At 74.5% G+C, this 17,666-nt stretch carries 17 protein-coding genes, 1 other RNA gene and 1 pseudogene; 8 read left to right on the top strand and 11 right to left on the bottom strand.

Translation table 11 applies throughout. The annotated features are described in order from the left end of the window. Positions 1 to 47: 47 nt before the first annotated feature. The 5 genes from IG69_RS0101900 to IG69_RS0101880 all read right to left on the bottom strand — a co-directional run bounded on the left by IG69_RS0101900 (position 48) and on the right by IG69_RS0101880 (position 4,723). Positions 48 to 281, bottom strand: a complete 234-nt coding sequence (locus IG69_RS0101900) for a hypothetical protein (RefSeq protein WP_030526495.1) — start codon at positions 279 to 281, stop codon at positions 48 to 50. Between the two features lie 13 nt (positions 282 to 294). Beyond that, complete coding sequence (locus tag IG69_RS0101895; RefSeq protein ID WP_030526494.1) at positions 295 to 1,494, bottom strand: pyrophosphate--fructose-6-phosphate 1-phosphotransferase; 1,200 nt, start codon at positions 1,492 to 1,494, stop codon at positions 295 to 297. Positions 1,495 to 1,667: 173 nt separating this feature from the next. Beyond that, the gene (locus IG69_RS0101890; RefSeq protein ID WP_051750032.1) at positions 1,668 to 2,354 is read right to left on the bottom strand and encodes a YoaK family protein; all 687 of its coding nucleotides are present in this window, start codon (positions 2,352 to 2,354) and stop codon (positions 1,668 to 1,670) included. A 7-nt stretch (positions 2,355 to 2,361) separates the two neighbouring features. Beyond that, positions 2,362 to 3,447: an aspartate-semialdehyde dehydrogenase gene (locus IG69_RS0101885; RefSeq protein WP_030526492.1), complete on the bottom strand. Its 1,086-nt coding sequence runs from the start codon at positions 3,445 to 3,447 to the stop codon at positions 2,362 to 2,364. Between the two features lies 1 nt (position 3,448). Continuing rightward, positions 3,449 to 4,723: an aspartate kinase gene (locus IG69_RS0101880; RefSeq protein ID WP_030526491.1), complete on the bottom strand. Its 1,275-nt coding sequence runs from the start codon at positions 4,721 to 4,723 to the stop codon at positions 3,449 to 3,451. A 331-nt stretch (positions 4,724 to 5,054) separates the two neighbouring features. On the opposite strand from IG69_RS0101880, the gene IG69_RS0101875 reads away from it, so the two are divergent. Further along, positions 5,055 to 6,185 (top strand): NAD(P)/FAD-dependent oxidoreductase, encoded by a 1,131-nt coding sequence (locus IG69_RS0101875; RefSeq protein ID WP_030526490.1) that lies wholly within the window; start codon positions 5,055 to 5,057, stop codon positions 6,183 to 6,185. 130 nt (positions 6,186 to 6,315) lie between these two features. Then, entirely contained in the window at positions 6,316 to 6,948 is a 633-nt protein-coding gene (locus IG69_RS20755; RefSeq protein ID WP_051750030.1) for a DUF5994 family protein, read from the top strand. A gap of 37 nt (positions 6,949 to 6,985) precedes the next feature. Here IG69_RS20755 and IG69_RS0101865 read toward each other — a convergent pair whose 3' ends face one another. From IG69_RS0101865 to IG69_RS0101845, 5 genes are all read right to left on the bottom strand, one after another. Continuing rightward, the gene (locus IG69_RS0101865) at positions 6,986 to 7,561 is read right to left on the bottom strand and encodes a DUF5063 domain-containing protein (protein ID WP_030526488.1); all 576 of its coding nucleotides are present in this window, start codon (positions 7,559 to 7,561) and stop codon (positions 6,986 to 6,988) included. Next, on the bottom strand, positions 7,554 to 8,156 hold the full coding sequence (gene recR / locus IG69_RS0101860) for a recombination mediator RecR (protein ID WP_030526487.1): 603 nt from the start codon (positions 8,154 to 8,156) through the stop codon (positions 7,554 to 7,556). The genes IG69_RS0101865 and recR overlap by 8 nt, the downstream gene beginning before the upstream one ends. Before the next feature lie 68 nt (positions 8,157 to 8,224). Further along, complete coding sequence (locus tag IG69_RS0101855; protein ID WP_030526486.1) at positions 8,225 to 8,446, bottom strand: heavy-metal-associated domain-containing protein; 222 nt, start codon at positions 8,444 to 8,446, stop codon at positions 8,225 to 8,227. Positions 8,447 to 8,520: 74 nt separating this feature from the next. Next, complete coding sequence (locus IG69_RS0101850) at positions 8,521 to 9,216, bottom strand: lysophospholipid acyltransferase family protein (RefSeq protein WP_030526485.1); 696 nt, start codon at positions 9,214 to 9,216, stop codon at positions 8,521 to 8,523. Next, a complete protein-coding gene (locus IG69_RS0101845; RefSeq protein WP_030526484.1) occupies positions 9,213 to 11,435 on the bottom strand; it encodes a DNA polymerase III subunit gamma and tau in 2,223 nt (740 codons plus the stop codon). Before IG69_RS0101845 ends, IG69_RS0101850 begins: the two co-directional genes overlap by 4 nt. Before the next feature lie 85 nt (positions 11,436 to 11,520). On the opposite strand from IG69_RS0101845, the gene IG69_RS0101840 reads away from it, so the two are divergent. From IG69_RS0101840 to IG69_RS0101830, 3 genes are read left to right on the top strand one after another with little or no spacing between them, the layout of a single operon-like run. Then, positions 11,521 to 12,165 (top strand): ABC transporter ATP-binding protein, encoded by a 645-nt coding sequence (locus IG69_RS0101840; RefSeq protein WP_245616053.1) that lies wholly within the window; start codon positions 11,521 to 11,523, stop codon positions 12,163 to 12,165. Continuing rightward, positions 12,162 to 13,610 carry a hypothetical protein gene (locus IG69_RS19825; RefSeq protein WP_036828661.1) on the top strand — a complete coding sequence of 483 codons (1,449 nt, stop codon included), beginning with the start codon at positions 12,162 to 12,164 and terminating at the stop codon, positions 13,608 to 13,610. The genes IG69_RS0101840 and IG69_RS19825 overlap by 4 nt, the downstream gene beginning before the upstream one ends. 36 nt (positions 13,611 to 13,646) lie before the next feature. Continuing rightward, positions 13,647 to 14,477, top strand: a complete 831-nt coding sequence (locus IG69_RS0101830; RefSeq protein WP_084696522.1) for a DsbA family oxidoreductase — start codon at positions 13,647 to 13,649, stop codon at positions 14,475 to 14,477. A 22-nt stretch (positions 14,478 to 14,499) separates the two neighbouring features. On the opposite strand, the gene ffs is transcribed toward IG69_RS0101830, so the two are convergent. Next, positions 14,500 to 14,596, bottom strand: an RNA gene (gene ffs / locus IG69_RS21430) — signal recognition particle sRNA small type. A gap of 71 nt (positions 14,597 to 14,667) precedes the next feature. Between ffs and IG69_RS22870 the strand changes: the two are divergent. The 3 genes and pseudogenes from IG69_RS22870 to IG69_RS0101820 all read left to right on the top strand — a co-directional run. Continuing rightward, positions 14,668 to 15,501 (top strand): annotated as a pseudogene (locus IG69_RS22870) (MFS transporter); the annotation flags it as partial. Positions 15,502 to 15,562: 61 nt separating this feature from the next. Beyond that, complete coding sequence (locus IG69_RS22865) at positions 15,563 to 15,946, top strand: MFS transporter (protein WP_245616072.1); 384 nt, start codon at positions 15,563 to 15,565, stop codon at positions 15,944 to 15,946. Positions 15,947 to 16,425: 479 nt separating this feature from the next. Then, entirely contained in the window at positions 16,426 to 17,550 is a 1,125-nt protein-coding gene (locus tag IG69_RS0101820) for a ScyD/ScyE family protein (protein ID WP_051750027.1), read from the top strand. Positions 17,551 to 17,666 lie beyond the last annotated feature (116 nt).

The raw sequence follows: 17,666 nt of genomic DNA, 5'->3' as shown, positions 1-17,666 counted from the left end.
GTCCGTGGGCCCACCCGTGCGACCGGCGTCCCGCGCGGGCGCCGGCGTCAGATGGCGAAGAAGGCGATGAAGACCGCGAACAGCAACGGCACGCCGAAGACGACGTCGAGGACGTGGAAGGGCACCCAGAACAGGTGCGTCACCTTCCAGCCGTAGTCCGCGTCCGGCCACTCCGGCGGCACCCAGCGCCGCGCGCGGTAGAGCCGCTGGCCGAGGAGGAGGGCGGCGTAGATCACGACGGCCACCCACCAGCCGTCGACGAACCCCGTCGTCTCCCTCATCGTCGTGGCCGGCTCACGCCTGGCCGATGGACCCCAGCAGCTCGGTGAACCACGGCACGGTCGGGTCGAAGGCCTTGCCGCCGCGGATCCGGGGGAACTCGACCGGACGCAGCTCGTCGCCGCGCTCCTCGTCGTGGCCGATGACGCCGGCCTCGCCGCGCAGCGCCGCGTCGACCGCGAGGTCCGTGCACTCCTTGATGAGCGCGAGGTCGCGCTCGTTGGCGGGCGCGGAGCGGGAGAAGTAGCCGGACTTCTGGACCATCGTCTTCTCGGCGCCCAGGACCTCGGCGAACTGCTTCGCGAACCACGCGCCGGGGTTGACCTTGTCGAGCTGGACGTGGCCGAACGGGTCGCGCGGGACCTCCTGGCCGCTCGCCTCGAGCTGCGCGACGACCTCCTCGACGCCGGCACCCTCGGAGAGGAAGACGTTGACGCAGCCGACCTCGTCCATGACGGCGCGCAGGCGGGCGCCCTCGGCCTCGATGTCGATGTGCCGCTCGGGCACGAAGACGGCGTGGACGTCCCAGGCGCGCGGGTCGTTGCCGATCGCCGGCACGAACTCCTGCTCGCCGACCCAGCGGTGGTACTCGGCGGCCGTGGCGGCGGTCAGCCAGCCGCAGTGCCGGCCCATCACCTCGTGGACGATGAGCATCCGCGGGTTCGAGCTGTGCTCGGCGATGATGTTCTGCGCGAACCGGCTTCCCTGCTCGGCCGCGGTCCACGCGCCGAGGGACTGGCGGATCGGGACGACGTCGTTGTCGATCGTCTTGGGGAGGCCGACGACGGTCAGCTCGTAGCCGTTCTCGTGGAGGTAGGCGGCGAGGTCGGCGGCGGTCGTGTTGGTGTCGTCGCCGCCGATCGTGTGCAGGACGTCGACGCCGTCGGCGGTCAGGCGTTCGGCCGCGACGTGCAGCGGGTCCTGGCCCTCCTGGACGAGGCCGCGGCGCACGCAGTCGGCGACGTTGGTCAGCTTGACGCGGCTGTTGCCGATCGGGCTACCGCCGAAGCGGTGCAGGAGGTGGGCCTTCTCGCGGACCTCGGGCGTGACCTCGACGTACTCGCCCTTGAGCAGGCCGGTGTAGCCGCCCGTGTAGGCGATGATCCGCACGTCGGGCGCGACCTCGGTGTACCGCTCGATGAGGCCGCCGACGGCCGACGAGAGGCACGGGGCCAGGCCACCGGCGGTGAGCATGGCGACGGTGCGGACGGTCATGGTGCGGGCTCCTTCGATGGCTGACGGTGCGGCACCGGCCATTCTGGCAACACCGGGGGTGATCGTGTGGCGGCGGTCACCATCGGGGACGGACGGCCGGGTCGGCGCGCAGCACCGCCCACGCCTCCCGGCACCTCCGCGGCGCCGCGGGAGCTCCTGCGTGGGCGGAGCGGTCAGCCGCGGACCCGGCCGCTGGCGAGCAGGACGAGGCCGACCGGCAGGAGCTGCGCCAGCGGCACCGCGACCGGCGCCCACCGCACGAGCGCCGCACCGAGCGCCGCTCCGCCGACGAGCCCGGCGAGGATGGTCAGCGAGTGCCCGACGGCCCGCAGCCCGTGGCCGGAGACGAGGCGGCCGACGACGCTCGTCAGCGTGCCCGTGAGGTAGGTCGTCGAGAGCCCCGGCACCCCGAAGCGCTGGATCGCGCTGCTCTGGAGGCCGAGCGCCACGGCGTTGAGCGCGAGCAGCGGGAGGAAGGCGCCCTCCGGCGGGGCCGAGCCGAGCGCCCACCACGCGAGCGCGAACACCGCGAACAGGGCGAGCTCGACCGCGAGGGCGACGCGGACACGCCCCGGCCACACCGGGTCGCCCGGCCGCGGGGTGCCCGCGACCCGGGCCCCGAGCGCGGCGCCGGCGACGAACGACGCGATGGCGACGGCGGTCAGCGCGAGGGCGGCGCCGTCGCCGTGGGCCAGGCCCATCCCGAAGAGCACCATGTTGCCGGTCATGACGCTCGTGAACGCGCTGCCGAGGGCGAGGAAGCCGACGGCGTCCGTGGCGCCGCTGGCGACCGCGAGCACGACGACGAGCCCGTCGCGGACGGACGTCGGCGCCGGGGCGCGGGACGCGGTCGCGGCCACGCCCGCGTCAGAGCGCGGCGGCGACGAGCTCGGCCGTCTGCACCATGTTGAGCGCGGCGCCCTTGCGCAGGTTGTCGCCGCAGATGAACAGGTCGAGGGTCGTCGGCGCCCCGGGGTCCTGCCGGATGCGGCCGACGAAGCGCGGGTCGGCGCCGACCACGTCGTTGGGCGTGGGGAACTCCGGCTCGTCCGGGTCGTCGAGGACGACGACGGCCGGGGCCTCGACGAGCGCCTGGCGCGCGGCCTCGACGTCGACCTTGCGGCCGAACGAGGCGTGCAGCGAGACCGAGTGCGACGAGACGACCGGGACGCGCACGCACGTGGCCGAGACCGGCAGACCCGGGAGGTCGAGGATCTTGCGGGTCTCGTCGCGGACCTTGACCTCCTCGGAGGTCCAGCCCGCCCCGAGGTGGTGCCCGACGAAGGGGACGACGTTGAGCGCCAACGGCGCCGGGAACGGCGAGTCCTCGCCGAGCTCGTGCTCGACGAGCCGGCGCACGTCGCCCGGCCGGGTGCCGAGCTCGCGGTCGGCGACGACGACCTCGAGCTCGTCACGCAGCCGGGCCATCCCGGCACGGCCGAGCCCGGAGGCGGCCTGGAAGGTCGTGACGACGAGCTCGGTCAGCTCCCAGCCGCTGTGCAGCACGGCGAGGACGTCGATCATCGTCATCACCGTGGCGCCGGGGTTGGCGATGATCCCGCGCGGCCGGTCGGCGACCCGCCGAGGGTTGACCTCGGGGACGACGAGCGGCACGTCGGGCTCGGTGCGGAAGACCGTGCTGTTGTCGATGCACACGACCCCCTTGGCGGCCGCGAGCTCGACCCACTCGCGGGCGATGCCCGGCGGGATGTCGAAGATCGCGACGTCGAGGCCGTCGAAGAACTCCGGCGCCACCGCCTCGACGGTCAGCTCCTCGTCGCCGACCCGCAGCGTCGTCCCGACGTCCTCGGCGCCGGCGGCGACCCGCAGCTCGCCCCAGACGTGCCGGTGCATCGGCAGGACCTGGAGGACGACCCGACCCACGGCCCCGGTGCCGCCGACGACCCCGAGCGTGGGGCGCCGGTCGGTGCGGTGCGTGGTCGTGGCGGTCACGTCAGCGGCCGGTGCCCCCGTAGACGACGGCTTCGCCCTCGCTGGAGTCCAGCCCGAACGCGGTGTGGACGGCGCGGACGGCGTCGTCGAGGAGCTCGTCGCGGGTGACGACGGAGATGCGGATCTCGGAGGTGGAGATCATCTCGATGTTGACGCCGGCGACCGCGAGCGCGTTGAAGAACGTGGCGCTGACGCCGGGGTTGGAGCGCATCCCGGCGCCGACGAGGCTCAGCTTGCCGATCTGGTCGTCGTACTGGATCTGGCTGAAGCCGACCTCGGGCTGGATGCGCTGGAGGGCCTGGACCGCCGTCTTGCCGTCGGTCTTCGGCAGCGTGAAGGAGATGTCGGTCAGGCCGGTCTCCACGGCGGAGACGTTCTGGACGATCATGTCGATGTTGATCTCGGCGGCGGCGACCGCCTCGAAGATCTTGGCGGCCATGCCCGTGCGGTCGGGGACGCCGACGACGGTGACCTTGGCCTCGCTGCGGTCGTGGGCGACGCCGGCGATGATCGGGGCTTCCACGGGGACTCCTTCGGGGGCGGGCTGGTCGGAGACGACGGTGCCGGTCTTCTGCGAGAACGAGGACCGGACGTGGATCGGGATGTCGAAGCGGCGCGCGTACTCGACGCTGCGGAGGTGGAGGACCTTCGAGCCGCTCGCCGCGAGCTCCAGCATCTCCTCGTTCGTGATGCGGTCGAGCTTGCGGGCGGCCGGGACGATGCGCGGGTCGGCGGTGAAGACGCCGTCGACGTCGGTGTAGATCTCGCAGACGTCCGCGGAGAGGGCAGCGGCCAGCGCGACGGCGGTCGTGTCGGTGCCCCCGCGTCCGAGCGTGGTGATCTCCTTGGTGTCCTGGCTGACGCCCTGGAACCCGGCGACGATGACGACGTGCCCCTTGCCGAGGGCCTCGGTGATGCGGCCCGGCGTCACGTCGATGATCTTCGCCTTGCCGTGGACGCTGTCGGTGATGACGCCGGCCTGGCTGCCGGTGAAGCTGCGCGCGCTGTGGCCGAGGTCGGTGATGGCCATCGCGACGAGCGCCATCGAGATGCGCTCGCCGGCCGTCATGAGCATGTCGAGCTCGCGCGGGGGCGGCAGCGGGCTGACGTCCTGGGCGAGGTCGAGGAGCTCGTCGGTCGTGTCCCCCATCGCCGAGACGGCGACGACGACGTCGTTGCCCGCCTTCTTCGTCTCCGAGATGCGCTGGGCGACGCGCTTGATGCTCTCGGCGTCGGCGAGCGAGGAGCCGCCGTACTTCTGGACGACGATGGGCACGGTGGTTCTCCCGGGTCGTGGCGCTGGAGGGTCGGCACCACTCTAACGAGGTGTCCACGGACCGGACCGCACGCCCACGATCCGGATGCCCGCCGCCGTGCACGAACCGACGGATGTGTCGACTGCTGCACGCCCCGACCCTCGGCTGCGTACGGAAAGTGACACATTCGTCGATTGCTGCACATTCCATCACCTGCGGGCGTACAGGAAGTGACACATTCGTCGATTGCTGCACGGGGGAGGTGCCCGTCTGCGCCGGGACCCGGACGCGGGGAACATCCCGGTGACGCGAAGGCCCACGTCGGCCGGGGTGCGGCGCTAGCGTCGAGCCATGTCGATCGTCATCGTCGGAGCAGGGCTCGCCGGAGCGACCGCCGCCACCGAGCTGAGGGAGCAGGGCCACACCGGCCCGATCGTGCTGCTGGGCAGCGAGGAGCACCCGCCGTACGAGCGGCCGCCGCTCTCGAAGAGCTACCTCCTCGGCGAGAACCCCTTCGAGAAGGCCCTCGTCCACCCCCGCGAGTGGTACGCCGAGCACGACGTCGACCTGCGGCTCGGGGTGACGGCCACCGGCCTCGACACCGACGCCCACGTCGTCACGACGTCCGCCGGCGACGTCACCTACGAGCGGCTGCTCCTCGCGACCGGCGCCGAGCCCCGCGTGCTCGACGTCGCCGAGGACGCCGGCGTCCCCGTGGCCTACCTGCGCACCAAGGACGACTCCGACCGGCTGCGCGAGGCCTTCGCGAAGGGCCGCAAGGTCGTCGTCGTGGGCGGCGGGTGGATCGGGCTCGAGGCCGCGGCCGCCGCCCGCCAGGCCGGCGCCGAGGTCACCCTCTACGAGACCGAGGACCTGCCGCTCGTCCACGTCCTCGGCCCGACGGTCGCCCAGGTGTTCGCCGACCTGCACCGCGAGCACGGTGTGCAGCTGCGCCTCGGCACCGAGGTGACCGCCGAGCACCTCGAGGGTGCCGACCTCGTCGTCGCCGGCATCGGCGTCAAGCCGCGCGTCGACCTCGCCCACTCGGGCGGCCTCGACGTCGACAACGGCGTGCTCGTCGACTCCCGCCTGCGCACGTCGGTGCCGTCGGTGCTCGCCGTCGGCGACATCGCCAACCACGCCCACCCGCGCCTCGGGCGGCGCATTCGGGTCGAGCACTGGGACACCGCGATCAAGCAGGCCAAGGTCGCCGCGCACAACCTCGCGGGCGGTGACGAGGAGTACGAGGAGATGCCGTACTTCTTCACCGACCAGTACGACCTCGGGATGGAGTACGTCGGCAGCGCGAGCGAGGACGACGAGGTGGTCGTCCACGGCAGCCTCGAGGACCGCGAGTTCCGCGCCTTCTGGCTGCGCGACGGCGACGTCGTCGCGGCGATGCACGTCAACGACTGGGACGCCGGGGACGTCATCAAGGAGGCCGTCGACTCCGGTGAGCTGCCCGAGGACGAGAGCGACTGAGCGCGCCGCCCTCCGGATCCTCCACAGGGGTACGGTGGGGGTGACAGGGACCGACCCGTGCGGGCCAACTCGTGGCCCACCTGCTCTGTGGACGACCCACCAGCGGTGTTCGCCGCCGAACGGACCCCTCATGTCCCTGCCCCTCACCGAGACCGACTCGGTCCGCCTGTCGCTGCGCCTCTCCCCCGGACAGCTGGTCATCGAGGGGGCGTGGTGGCCGCGCTCGCTGCGGCTCGAGGACGAGCTGCCGCCGCTGGACCGCGCCGTCCGTGACGCCACCGGTGCCGGGATCGCCCGGTTCGCGTACACCCTCGGGACGTGGACCGACCAACCGCGCAAGGTGCACGCCGCCTCCCACCTCATCAAGCTGGGCTGGTTCACCAGCGGGCGCTTCCCGGACAGCGTCGACCTCAGCCTGGACGACTACCGCCGCGTCGTCCTCGTCGTCGTCCCGCCGGATGCCGGCGCGGCCGAGTCCGCCGCCGCCATGTCGGCGTTCGACCTCGGCCAGACCCGGTCGACCTCCACCGAGGGCACGCAGCCCCCGCCGTACCACGCGCCGGACCTGCCGTCGGAGCTCGCGCAGCAGCTCCTCTCGACGAAGGAGACCGTCCGTCAGGCGATGCTGCGCGTCCGGGGGATCGCCGACGCGGGCACCCGGGCCCGGGCGGCGGCCGTCCTCGAGGTCGACCTCACGCTGGCCGCCACGGAGGCCCGCACCGTCGTGGACCAGGCCGAGCCCGCGACCGACGCGCGCGCCTGACCGCACCGGCCGGACGGCCCCCCGCCGCCCCCCGCCCTCAGGGGTGCAGCGCGTCGAACTCCGCCTCGGCGACGGCGTCCGCGTCGGCGTCGAGGCGGACGTGCGCGAGCAGGCCGTGGACGACCCGCAGCGAGGACGCGGCGCGCTCGCCCCAGAGCGACAGGTAGCTGAACTGCCACCACCAGAGGGCCTCGAGGGGGCGGCCGGCGTCGTGGTGCTCGAGCCCGTGGGCCAGCGCGGCGGCGACGTCGACGAGGTCGTTGCTCACGGTGCCGACACCGAGCTCGGGCGTGGTCAGGGGGTCCACGACGTCGGCGTACTCGTCGAGGCCGTCGAAGAGGTTGCGCAGGTTCTCGCGCAGCGGGTCGAGCTCGGGGTCCGGGCCGGGGTCGGGCTCGAAGCGCTCCTGCGGCACGACGTCCTCGACGGCGCCGAGGCGGGCCCCGGCCACGAGGACCTGGGAGAGGGCGAGCAGCAGCATCGGCAGCGCGGCGCCGGGGGCCTCCCCGGCCGCCACCTCGCGGATGGTGACCAGGTAGGTGCGCGCGTCGACGGCGGTCTCGGCGGCCAGCTGGCCCCAGTCGCCGCCCATCACCCCGGGAGCCTCAGACATCGAGCAGCCTCCGTCCCTCGAACGCGCGGCCGAGCGTCACCTCGTCGGCGTACTCGAGGTCGCCACCGACCGGCAGGCCGGACGCGAGCCGGGTGACGCGCTGGACGCCGATGTCGCGGAGCATCCGCGAGAGGTAGCTGGCCGTCGCCTCGCCCTCGAGGTTGGGGTCGGTGGCGATGATGACCTCGGTCACCACGCCGTCGCCGAGCCGCGCGAGGAGCTCACGGACGCGCAGGTCCTCCGGGCCGATGCCGTCGATCGGGCTGATCGCGCCGCCGAGCACGTGGTAGCGGCCGCGGAACTCGCGGGTGCGCTCGATGGCGACGACGTCCTTGGGCTCCTCGACGACACAGATCGAGCTGTCGTCGCGGCGCGGGTCGGCGCAGATCCGGCAGCGCTCGCCCTCGGCGACGTTGAAGCAGACCGCGCAGAAGCGCACCCGGGCCTTGACCTCGGACAGGGCGTGCGCGAGCCGCTCGACGTCGGCGGGGTCGGCCTGCAGGAGGTGGAAGGCGATGCGCTGGGCGCTCTTGGGGCCGACGCCCGGCAGCCTGCCGAGCTCGTCGATGAGGTCCTGGACCGCGCCTTCGTACACGCCGACGAGCCTACGGCCTCAGCGGCCCGGGGGGCGGCTCGGGGCGCGCGGGTGCGGCGCGGCGCGGGTCAGGCCGAGACGAGCGCGTAGTCGCCGGCCTCGTCGAGCGCGGCGGCGACCTCGGCACGGGTCAGCTCGCGGCCGGTGACGGTGACGACCGACTCGCCCCCGCTCACGACCTCGACCGCCACGTCGTCGACACCGTCGAGGGCCGTGAGCTCCTCGGTGACGGCGTGGGCGCAGTGGCCGCAGGTCAGGCCGGTGGCGCGGAACTGCTGGGTGCTCGGCACGGGCCGGCTCCTCTCGTCGACGGATACCTCCCCCCAGTATGCGCCGGACCCGTTCGACCGGTGCGGGCCGGGGCTCAGATGCCGACGGCGGCGCCGGTGCTCTCGGGCGGGAGCTCGTTGTGGGTGTCGGCGCGCTCCTGGCCCGTGAGGCCGGCGATGGCGTCCATCACCGCGTCGGTCATCAGGCGGCGCGCCTTGCCGGCCGGAAGGTCGGCGTACGGCTCGGGGTCGATGGGCGGGCCGAACGAGACGCGGACCTTCGCCCGCCGGGGGAAGCTGCTGCCGACCGGCTGGACCTCGTCGGTGCCGACGAGGCCGACGGGGACGACCGGCACGCCGGCCGTCAGCGCCAACCAGGCGACCCCGGTGCGGCCCCTGTAGAGCCGGCCGTCGCGCGAGCGCGTGCCCTCGGGGTAGATGCCGAAGGCCCGCCCGGCGCGCAGCACCTCGAGCGCGGCGTCGAGCGACTCCTGCGCCGCGCGCGAGGAGTGCCGGTCGACGGGGATCGCCTCGATGGCCTCGAAGAAGCCGCGCCGCACGGCGCCGCCGAGGCCGGGCCCGGTGAAGTAGTCGGACTTCGCGAGGAAGCTGACCGGCCGCGGGGCGACGATCGGGATGGCGAAGGAGTCGATGAACGACAGGTGGTTCGACGCGAGGACGACGCCGCCGGTGCGCGGCACGTGGTGGGTGCCGGTGACCGTCGGGCGCCACACCAACTTGGCCGTCGGTGCGACGACGAGGTGACCGGCTCGGTAGGCGACCCGGCTCACCGGTCGTGCTCCTGGATGACCGTGCCGCCGAGGATGCGCTCGACGACGGGCACGCCGACGTCGGAGAGGTCGTCGATCGACTCGTCGTCGTCGCTGATGGCGGTGTCGTCGACGACGTGCTGCTGCGCGACGACCTCCTGCTCGGACTCGGCCGCCACCGTGGCCCGGGCCTGCTCGAGCGGGCTGGCCCACGAGGGCGCGGACTCCGGCGGCGGCGGGGCGTCGGACCAGCTCGGCGCCTCGGACCGGGGACCGGGGCCGGAGGCCACCCCCATCTCGGCCGGGGACGGGCCGCGGTCGCGCGCCGGCGTGGACGGCGCCGGGCCGTCCTGGTGCGAGGTCGCGGAGGGGTGCGAGGGCTCCGGGCCCGGGTCCGGCGGCGGCGGGACGTCGGCGGGCTCGGGGACGGGGGCCACCTGGACGTCGCCGGGACGGCCCTCGACCTTGGCGTCGACGCCGAGGACGTCGATGAGCGCCTGGCGCACGTACTCGGCGTGCGCCCCGCGACGGAAGGTCTCGGCGAGCCCACTCGTCGAGATGGCGAGCATGACGCGCACGCCGTCGTACTCGACGACCTGGGCGTTCTGCGAGACGAAGGTCCACGTGACGCGCTTGTGCCGGCTCAGCCAGTCGAGGACGTCGGGCCACGAGCGGCGGATCGCGTCGGTGTCGAGGCCGCCGGGGCCGCGGCGCTCGGCCACGGAGGCGGCAGGGGCCTGCTGCGGCGGCGGGGCGGGCGGCGTCTGCGGCGGGGCGGGGGCCTGCTGGGGCGGCGGGGCGGACGCCTGCTGCGGCGGTGCCGGCCGGTCCGCCGGCGGCTGCGCCGACGGGGTGGGCGGCTGCTGCTGGGTCGGCCGGGGCGTGGGGGCCTCGCGCTCGGCGGCCGGCGGCGGGGCCGGGCGCTCGGGGGCGGCCTCCGGCTCCGCGGGGACGGACGACGGCGCGGCCGGGGCCGGCGACGGGGAGGCCGGCGCCTCACCGACCGGTGCCGGGGCGGGCGCCGGGGCCTGCGCGACCGGGGTGGGGGCAGCGGGCGCCGCCGCGGCCGTCGGGACGCCCCCGACGTCGAGGCGGCGCTCGAGGCGGTCGATGCGTGCCGCGTAGCCCGACTCCCCCGCGGCGCCGGGCAGGAGGATGCGGGCCGCGAGCAGCTCGAGCTGCAGGCGCGGCGCCGTCGCGCCCGTCATCTCGGTGAGGCCGGCGTTGGCGACGTCGGCGGCCCGTGAGAGGGACCCCGCACCGAAGGCGGCCGCCTGCCGGCGCATCCGCTCGAGCTGGTCCTCGGGGACGTGCCGCAGCACCTGGGCGGCGCCCTCGCGCATCGCCTCGACGACGATGAGGTCGCGCAGCCGCTCGAGGAGGTCCTCGACGAAGCGGCGCGGGTCCAGGCCGGTCTCGACGACCCGGTCGATGGCCCGGAAGACCGCCGCCGCGTCGCCGGCCGCGAAGGCCTCGACGGTGGCGTCGAGCAGCTCGCCGTCGGTGAACCCGAGCAGCGCCGCGGCCGACTCGTAGGTCAGCCCGGCGTCGCCGGAGCCGGCCATCAGCTGGTCGAGGACCGAGAGCGAGTCGCGGACCGAGCCGCCGCCCGCGCGGACGACGAACGACAGGACGCCGGGCGCGACGGCAACACCCTCGCGCGCGCAGAGCTCCTCCATGTAGGACTGCAGCCGGGCCGGCGGCACGAGCCGGAACGGGTAGTGGTGGGTGCGGGAGCGGATCGTGCCGATGACCTTCTCGGGCTCGGTCGTCGCGAAGACGAACTTCACGTGCTCCGGCGGCTCCTCGACGATCTTGAGCAGGGCGTTGAAGCCCTGCGGCGTCACCATGTGCGCCTCGTCGATGATGTAGATCTTGAAGCGGCTCTGCGCCGGGCCGTACGAGGCCCGCTCGCGCAGGTCGCGGGCGTCGTCGACACCGCCGTGGCTCGCGGCGTCGATCTCGATGACGTCGACGGTGCCGGGCCCGCCGCGCGCGAGCGCCACGCACGAGTCGCACGTCCCGCACGGCTCGGGGGTCGGCCCCTGCTCGCAGTTGAGGCAGCGGGCGAGGATGCGCGCGCTCGTCGTCTTGCCGCAGCCGCGTGGGCCGGAGAACAGGTACGCGTGCCCGACCCGCCCCGTCCGCAGCGCCTGCATGAGGGGCTCGGTCACGTGCTCCTGCCCGATGACGTCGACGAACGTCTCGGGCCGGTAGCGGCGGTAGAGGGCGGTGCTCACCCGGACGACCCTAGCCGTCGGCGCGGACACCGGGAACGGCCGTCCCGAGGCGTGTGGACGGCCCGCGGGTGAGAGGGTGAGGCCCGTGACCGGAACCCGCGTGGAGGTCCGCGACGCCTCGAAGGACATCGACGGCGCCGTCCTCCTGCACCCCACGTCCTTCGCCGTCGACGCCGGCTCCTGCGTCGTCCTGCGCGGCCCGAACGGGGCCGGCAAGACGACCGCGCTGCGGCTCGTCGCCGGGCTCACCTCGCCCTCGACCGGCACCGTCACGCTCGACGGCGAGCCGGCCGACGAGCGCCGGTCCGCCACCCGCGAGGCGGTCGCCGCGCTGCTCGGCACCCCGGCCGGCTGGCGCGACCTCACCCTCGTCGACCACCTGACCCTCGTCGACGCCTCGTGGGGCCGCGACCCCGCGACGTGTCACGAGCGGGTCCTCGCCGCGCTCGACGAGGTCGGCATCGGGCACCTCCCCGACCGCTTCCCGCACGAGCTGTCGTCGGGACAGACGCAGCTGTTCCACCTCGCGCTGACGCTCTTCCGCCCGGCCCGCCTCCTCGTCCTCGACGAGCCGGAGCAGCGTCTCGACACCGAGCGCCGGATGCTCCTCGCCGGTCTCCTGCGCGCCCGCCGCGACGCCGGCACGACCATCCTCCTGGCCTGCCACGACCCGGCCGTCACGGAGGCGGTGGCCGACGCCGTCGTCGACATCGACCCGGAGCACCGGTGACCCACGCGTCGGGGCACGACGGGCCCGTCGGCACCGACCGCGAGCGTCTCGCGGACGTCCAGCACGTCCTCCACGGCGAGGAGGGCTCGGGCTCGTGGCGCTCGCTGCTCTACACGCTCTACGTCGTCGCGCTGCTCAGCGGCATCTACGGCTTCACCGTGCTGCGGGGCGTCGTCGAGGTCGCGCACCTGCCGGCCCGCGGTGTCTCGCTCGGCCCGACGTCCGGGGTCGGCGCCCTCGTCCTGGGCGGCGTCGTGGCCCTCGTCGTCGTCCTCGCGCTCCTGGCCCACGCGACCGGCCGGCGGCGCGGCCCGGTGACGCCCGACCTGCCCTGGCTCGACCACGTCGCGACCGGGCCCGCCGACCGCCGGCTCGTCCTGCGCGAGGCCTGGCGGCTGCCGGCCACGGGCCTGCTCGTCGGCGGCACGCTCGTGGCGTCGGTGCTCGGCGCCGCGGTCTGGGGCGGCGGGGCGGCTGGCCCCGCGGCCGCGGTCACCGGCCTCGCGGTCGGGGTGCTCGGGTCGACGACGGTGCTCCTCGCCTGGCTGGCCGGCCAGCTCGCGGCCGACGACCACGCCGGGATGCGCACCGGCGCCGCCCTGCGCACGGCGGCGCGCCCCGGGACGGCGCTGCGGGCGCTCGGCCTCGACGGGCTGCGGGCGCACAGCGCGCGTTCCGCCCGCCTCGGCGGCGGGGTCCTCGCCGGCGACCCGCGGGCGATCCGGCTCGAGGCCGCCTCCCCCGTCCGCCGCGGCCGGACCTGGCGGCTGCGCTCGCGCGGCCCGGTGCGGACGGTGCTCGCCCGCGACCTCCTCGGCCTGCGCCGCCAGCCGTTCCTCGTCGTCGGCAGCGCCGTCCTGCTCCTCGCGGCCGGGGTCGCGCTCGGCGCCGTCGTCGCGGGGCGCCCGGGCAACATCGTCCCCGCGGCCCTCTGCGCGCTGCTGTTCCACCTCGGGGCCGGGCCGGTCGCGGAGGGCCTGCGCCTCCTCGGGGACACCCTCGGGGCGCCACGCCTGCTCGGCGGCTCCGTGACGCGGGAGGCGGTGGCGCACACCGCTGCCCCGGCCGCCCTCGTCCTCGTCGTCGCGGTCCCGGCCGCCGGCGTCACCGCCGGGCTGCTCGCGGGTGGGGTGGCCGCGGCGACGGCCGCGCTCGTCACGGCCTCGGTCGGCGCCGTCGTGCTCGGGTCGCAGTGGCTGGCCGCCTTCCGGGTGATGCCGCCCTCGTTCGCCTTCCTCCCCGACGTCGGCCCGCAGGTGCTCCTCGCGTGGCTCGCCGTGCCGCTGCTCGTGTCCGCCGGGGCCGGGGTCGTCGTCGTCCAGACCCTCCTCGCGGCGACCGCCGGCGTACCGCTCGCCGCGGCGTCGGCCGCGCTCGCGGTGGTCGTCGTGTGGCTGCGCGCGCACGGCGTCCTGGGCCGCGCGTCCTCCGCCCACCGGGACTGAGCCCCGACCGTCAGGAGCGTGACCTACCCTCGGGGGGTGCGCATCGACGTCTGGTCCGACATCCTCTGCCCGTTCTGCCACCTGGGACGGCGCCACCTCGAGCTCGCCCTCGAGCAGTTCGAGCACGCCGACGAGGTGGGGGTCGTCTGGCACAGCTTCCAGCTCGACCGCAACGCGGCGGCCGTCGACGCCACCCCGCAGGTCGACCGCATCGCCGAGAAGTACGGCACGCCGCGCGAGCAGATGGTCGCGCAGCACGAGCAGATGGCCCGCGACGCGGCCGAGGTGGGTCTCGACTTCGCGTGGGAGCGCCTCGTCGGCGGCAACTCCTACGACGCCCACCGCCTGCTGCACCTCGCCCGCTCGCGCGACCTCGAGCAGCCGGTGACCGACCGCGTCCTGCGCGCCTGGTACTCCCAGGGCGCCGCGATCGGCGACCACGAGACCCTCGTCCGTCTCGGTGTCGAGGGCGGTCTGCCCGAGCAGGACGTCCGGGACCTGCTCGCCTCCGACGACTTCGGCATCGACGTCCGCACCGACGAGGCGCTCGCCGGCCAGATCGGCATCACCTCCGTGCCGACGTTCGTCCTCGACCAGAAGTACGGCGTCACCGGCGCCCAGCCCGTCGAGGTCCTCCTCCAGGCGATCCGCCAGGTCTGGGACCTCCAGGGCACCGAGCCCGAGATGCCCGCCGCCGGTGGCGGCTGCGGTGGTGGGTGCTGCGGCGGCGCGTGCGGCAGCGGCGGCGCCGCCGAGGCCGAGACGACGCAGCCCGAGGCCACCGGCTGCGGGTGCGGTGCGGGGGGCTGTGGCGGGGTCTGCGGCCCCGACGAGCACGCCGGACAGGCCGAGCCCGCCACGCGCTGACCTCGCGCGGGGCGTCCCCGGACACGAGGACACCCCGCGTACCTGGAAGAGCCCACCTGCCCTTGCTGCATTCCTGCCCTGGGGGAGTTCAGTGGGGTACCACCACGCGGGGTGCCGGGCACGATCGTACGGGGTGAGCCGCGTCGGGCGGTAATCCCGGGGTGGCCTCACCCGCCCCGCCGACCCGACGGTGCGTCGACGGCGCCGACGACCGCACCCCGCCATCCCGCCGTCCGTGCTCGGGGGTGGCTCCCCGCACCACCCTCCTCGTCGAGATGTGTCCGTCACGCGCGCCCCCCCCTCGACCGCGGACATCCCTACGGTTGCGGCTCATGTCCGACACCGTCGTCAGTCCCGCCGGCTCCGCGTCCCCGACGCCGACCCGCAGCAACATCGTCAAGATCGTCTTCGCCAGCGTCGTCGGCACCGCCGTCGAGTGGTACGACTCTTCCTCTACGGCTCCGCCGCGGCCCTCGTCTTCGGCAGCCTGTTCTTCCCCGACAGCGACCCGCTGACCGGCACGCTCCTCGCGTTCTGCACCTACGCCCTCGGCTTCGTCGCCCGCCCGCTCGGCGGTGTCGTCTTCGGCCACTACGGGGACCGGGTCGGGCGCAAGAAGATGCTCGTCATCTCGCTGCTCATGATGGGCGGCGCGACCGTCGCGATCGGCCTCCTGCCGACCTACGCGACGATCGGCATCGCGGCGCCGCTGCTGCTGCTCCTGTGCCGCCTGGTCCAGGGCTTCGCGGTCGGCGGCGAGTGGGGCGGCGCGGTCCTCATGGTGGCCGAGCACGGCAAGGACGAGCACCGCGGCTTCTGGTCGAGCTGGCCGCAGGCCGGTGTGCCCTTCGGCAACCTCCTCGCGACCGGTGTCCTCTGGCTGCTCTCGGTCTTCCAGTCCGACGCCGCGTTCAACGCCTGGGGCTGGCGCACCCCGTTCCTCCTCTCGGCCGTCATGGTCCTCATCGGCCTCTGGGTACGCGTCAGCCTCGAGGAGTCTCCCGTCTTCGCCGAGGCCAAGGCCGAGATCGAGTCCTCGGACAAGGCCCACCTGCCGATCCTCGAGGTCCTGCGCCGCTACCCCCGTGAGGTCCTCCTCGCGATGGGCATGCGGATGGCCGAGAAACATCAGCTACTACATCTTCACGATCGTCGTCATCACGTACGTCACGACCTACCTCGGTGCGCAGAAGGGCGTCGTCCTCGGGGCGCTGCTCGCCGGCGCGGCGATGCAGTCGGTCCTCATCCCGGCCATCGGGGCCCTCTCGGACAAGGTCGGCCGCCGGCCGCTGTACCTCGTCGGCGCCGTCGGCGTCGGGGTCTGGGGCTTGGTGTACTTCGGGATGATCGACAGCCTGAGCGGGCCGCAGATCATGCTCGCGACGCTCGTCGGCCTGTTCTTCCACGCGCTGATGTACTCGCCGCAGGCCGCGTTCTTCTCGGAGCTCTTCGGCACCTCGGTGCGCTAAACCGGCGCGTCGGTCGGCTACCAGCTCGCGTCGATCCTCGCCGGTGCGCTGGCACCGATCATCGCCCTGCAGCTCCTCGGCTCGACCGACGAGAAGAACACCGGTGCGGTCGCCGTCTACCTCGCCGTGGCGGCGGCGATCACCGTCGTCTCCGTCCTCCTCGCCAAGGAGACCAAGGCGACCTCGCTGCGGCACGACCGGGTGCTCGACGGGCCCGCGACTGACCTCACCCCCTCCGCACGACCCCACGGACCCGGTCCGAGCCGACGCTCGGGCCGGGTCCGGCGTCTGCCCGGCATGGCTCGACCGGGCCATTGACCGGCGACGGCGCCGGCCGGAAGCATGACCGCCGGCGCCTCACCGTGACCCGCAGGACCGGGGTCACCACCGCGGCGGCCGAGGGGGACCACCCACCTGCGCCGTCGCCCAGCACCGCCCACCGCGCGACCAGGGGGCCGCGCACCGCAGGGAGACCACGCATGACCAGACCCACCAGGATGCTCGCCGCGGTCGCGGCCGCGAGCGCGTTCCTCCTCGTCCCACCGACCGCCGCGTCGGCCCACGGAGGGCACCCCACGCCCCACCCGGTCCCGCGCTCGGACCAGCTCGCCGCCCCGTTCAACATCGACACCTCGGGCAAATCGGTGCTCGTCGCCGACGGCGGGCCCGGCCTCGTCGGGCGGCTCCAGCGCGACGGGTCGATCACGCCCATCGCGACCGAGCAGCCCGGGGCCTCCGGCATCGCCCGTTCCCGGGACGGCAAGCGGATCGCGTGGACGACGACGGTCACCGACTTCTCGACGTTCGAGAACTCCGAGAGCGGCCTGACCATCCGGGACGCCCGCGGCCGGACGACGTACGCCGACACCCACGCCTTCGAGGTCGCGAAGAACCCCGACTCGCGCATCCACTACGGGGTGCGCAACCCGAGCCAGTGCGTCACCGACGCCTTCACGGCGGCGCAATTCCCGGTGTCCTACACCGGCGGCGTCGACTCGCACGCCTACTCGGTCGCCGCGACCCGCAGCGGCTGGGTGGTCGCCGACGCCGGCGCCAACGCCCTGTTCACGGTGACGAACAGCGGGCGCATCCGCACCCTCGCCGTGCTCCCGGCGCAGCCGACGACCTTCACGGCCGAGATGACCGCCGCGCTCGGCCTGCCCGACTGCGTCGTCGGCGTGACGTACCGGTTCGAGTCGGTGCCGACCGACGTCGAGGTCGGCCGGGACGGGATGCTCTACGTGACGACCCTGCCGGGCGGCCCGGAGTCGCCGGTCCTCGGCGCGCGGGGCTCGGTCTACCGCGTCGACCCGCGCACCGGCGAGGTGTGCCTCGTCGCGCGCGGCCTCCTCGGCGCGACCAACCTCGCGCTCGGGTCGCACGGCGAGATCTACGTCGCCGAGCTCTTCGCCGGACGCATCTCGGTGGTCCGCCACGGGAAGGTCCGGCCCTACCTCGACCTGCCCGGGGTCGTGGCCGTCGAGTCGGGCCGCAACGGCTCGCTGTGGGCCGCGACGCTCGGCAACGAGGACCCGCCGGCGCCCGGCACGATCGTGCAGATCTACGACGGGAAGAAGCACTGGCGCGGCTCCTGGAAGGGCTGAGCCACCCTCCATCGCAGGGCGGGTCGTCGTCGCGACCCGCCCTGCGGCGCGTCGTCGGCCGCCCCGGTCGCAGCGCTCCCAGCATCGTCACGGAGGATGGTGGCGCCCCCGCCACG

The sequence above is a fragment of the Phycicoccus jejuensis genome, assembly GCF_000720925.1.
In the GTDB taxonomy this organism is placed as follows: Bacteria; Actinomycetota; Actinomycetes; order Actinomycetales; family Dermatophilaceae; genus Phycicoccus; species Phycicoccus jejuensis.
Note: the sequence above shows the minus strand (reverse complement) of the source record. Positions and strands in the feature narration are given on the sequence as shown.

Bases quoted from the DNA above. Each gene is read 5' to 3' on its own strand.
- IG69_RS0101865 (WP_030526488.1), bottom strand. From the start codon at position 7,561: ATGTCTGAGGCTCCCGGGGTGATGGGCGGCGACTGGGGCCAGCTGGCC.
- IG69_RS0101875 (WP_030526490.1), top strand. From the start codon at position 5,055: ATGTCGATCGTCATCGTCGGAGCAGGGCTCGCCGGAGCGACCGCCGCC.
- IG69_RS0101895 (WP_030526494.1), bottom strand. From the start codon at position 1,494: ATGACCGTCCGCACCGTCGCCATGCTCACCGCCGGTGGCCTGGCCCCG.
- IG69_RS0101900 (WP_030526495.1), bottom strand. From the start codon at position 281: ATGAGGGAGACGACGGGGTTCGTCGACGGCTGGTGGGTGGCCGTCGTG.
- IG69_RS20755 (WP_051750030.1), top strand. From the start codon at position 6,316: ATGTCCCTGCCCCTCACCGAGACCGACTCGGTCCGCCTGTCGCTGCGC.
- IG69_RS0101820 (WP_051750027.1), top strand. From the start codon at position 16,426: ATGACCAGACCCACCAGGATGCTCGCCGCGGTCGCGGCCGCGAGCGCG.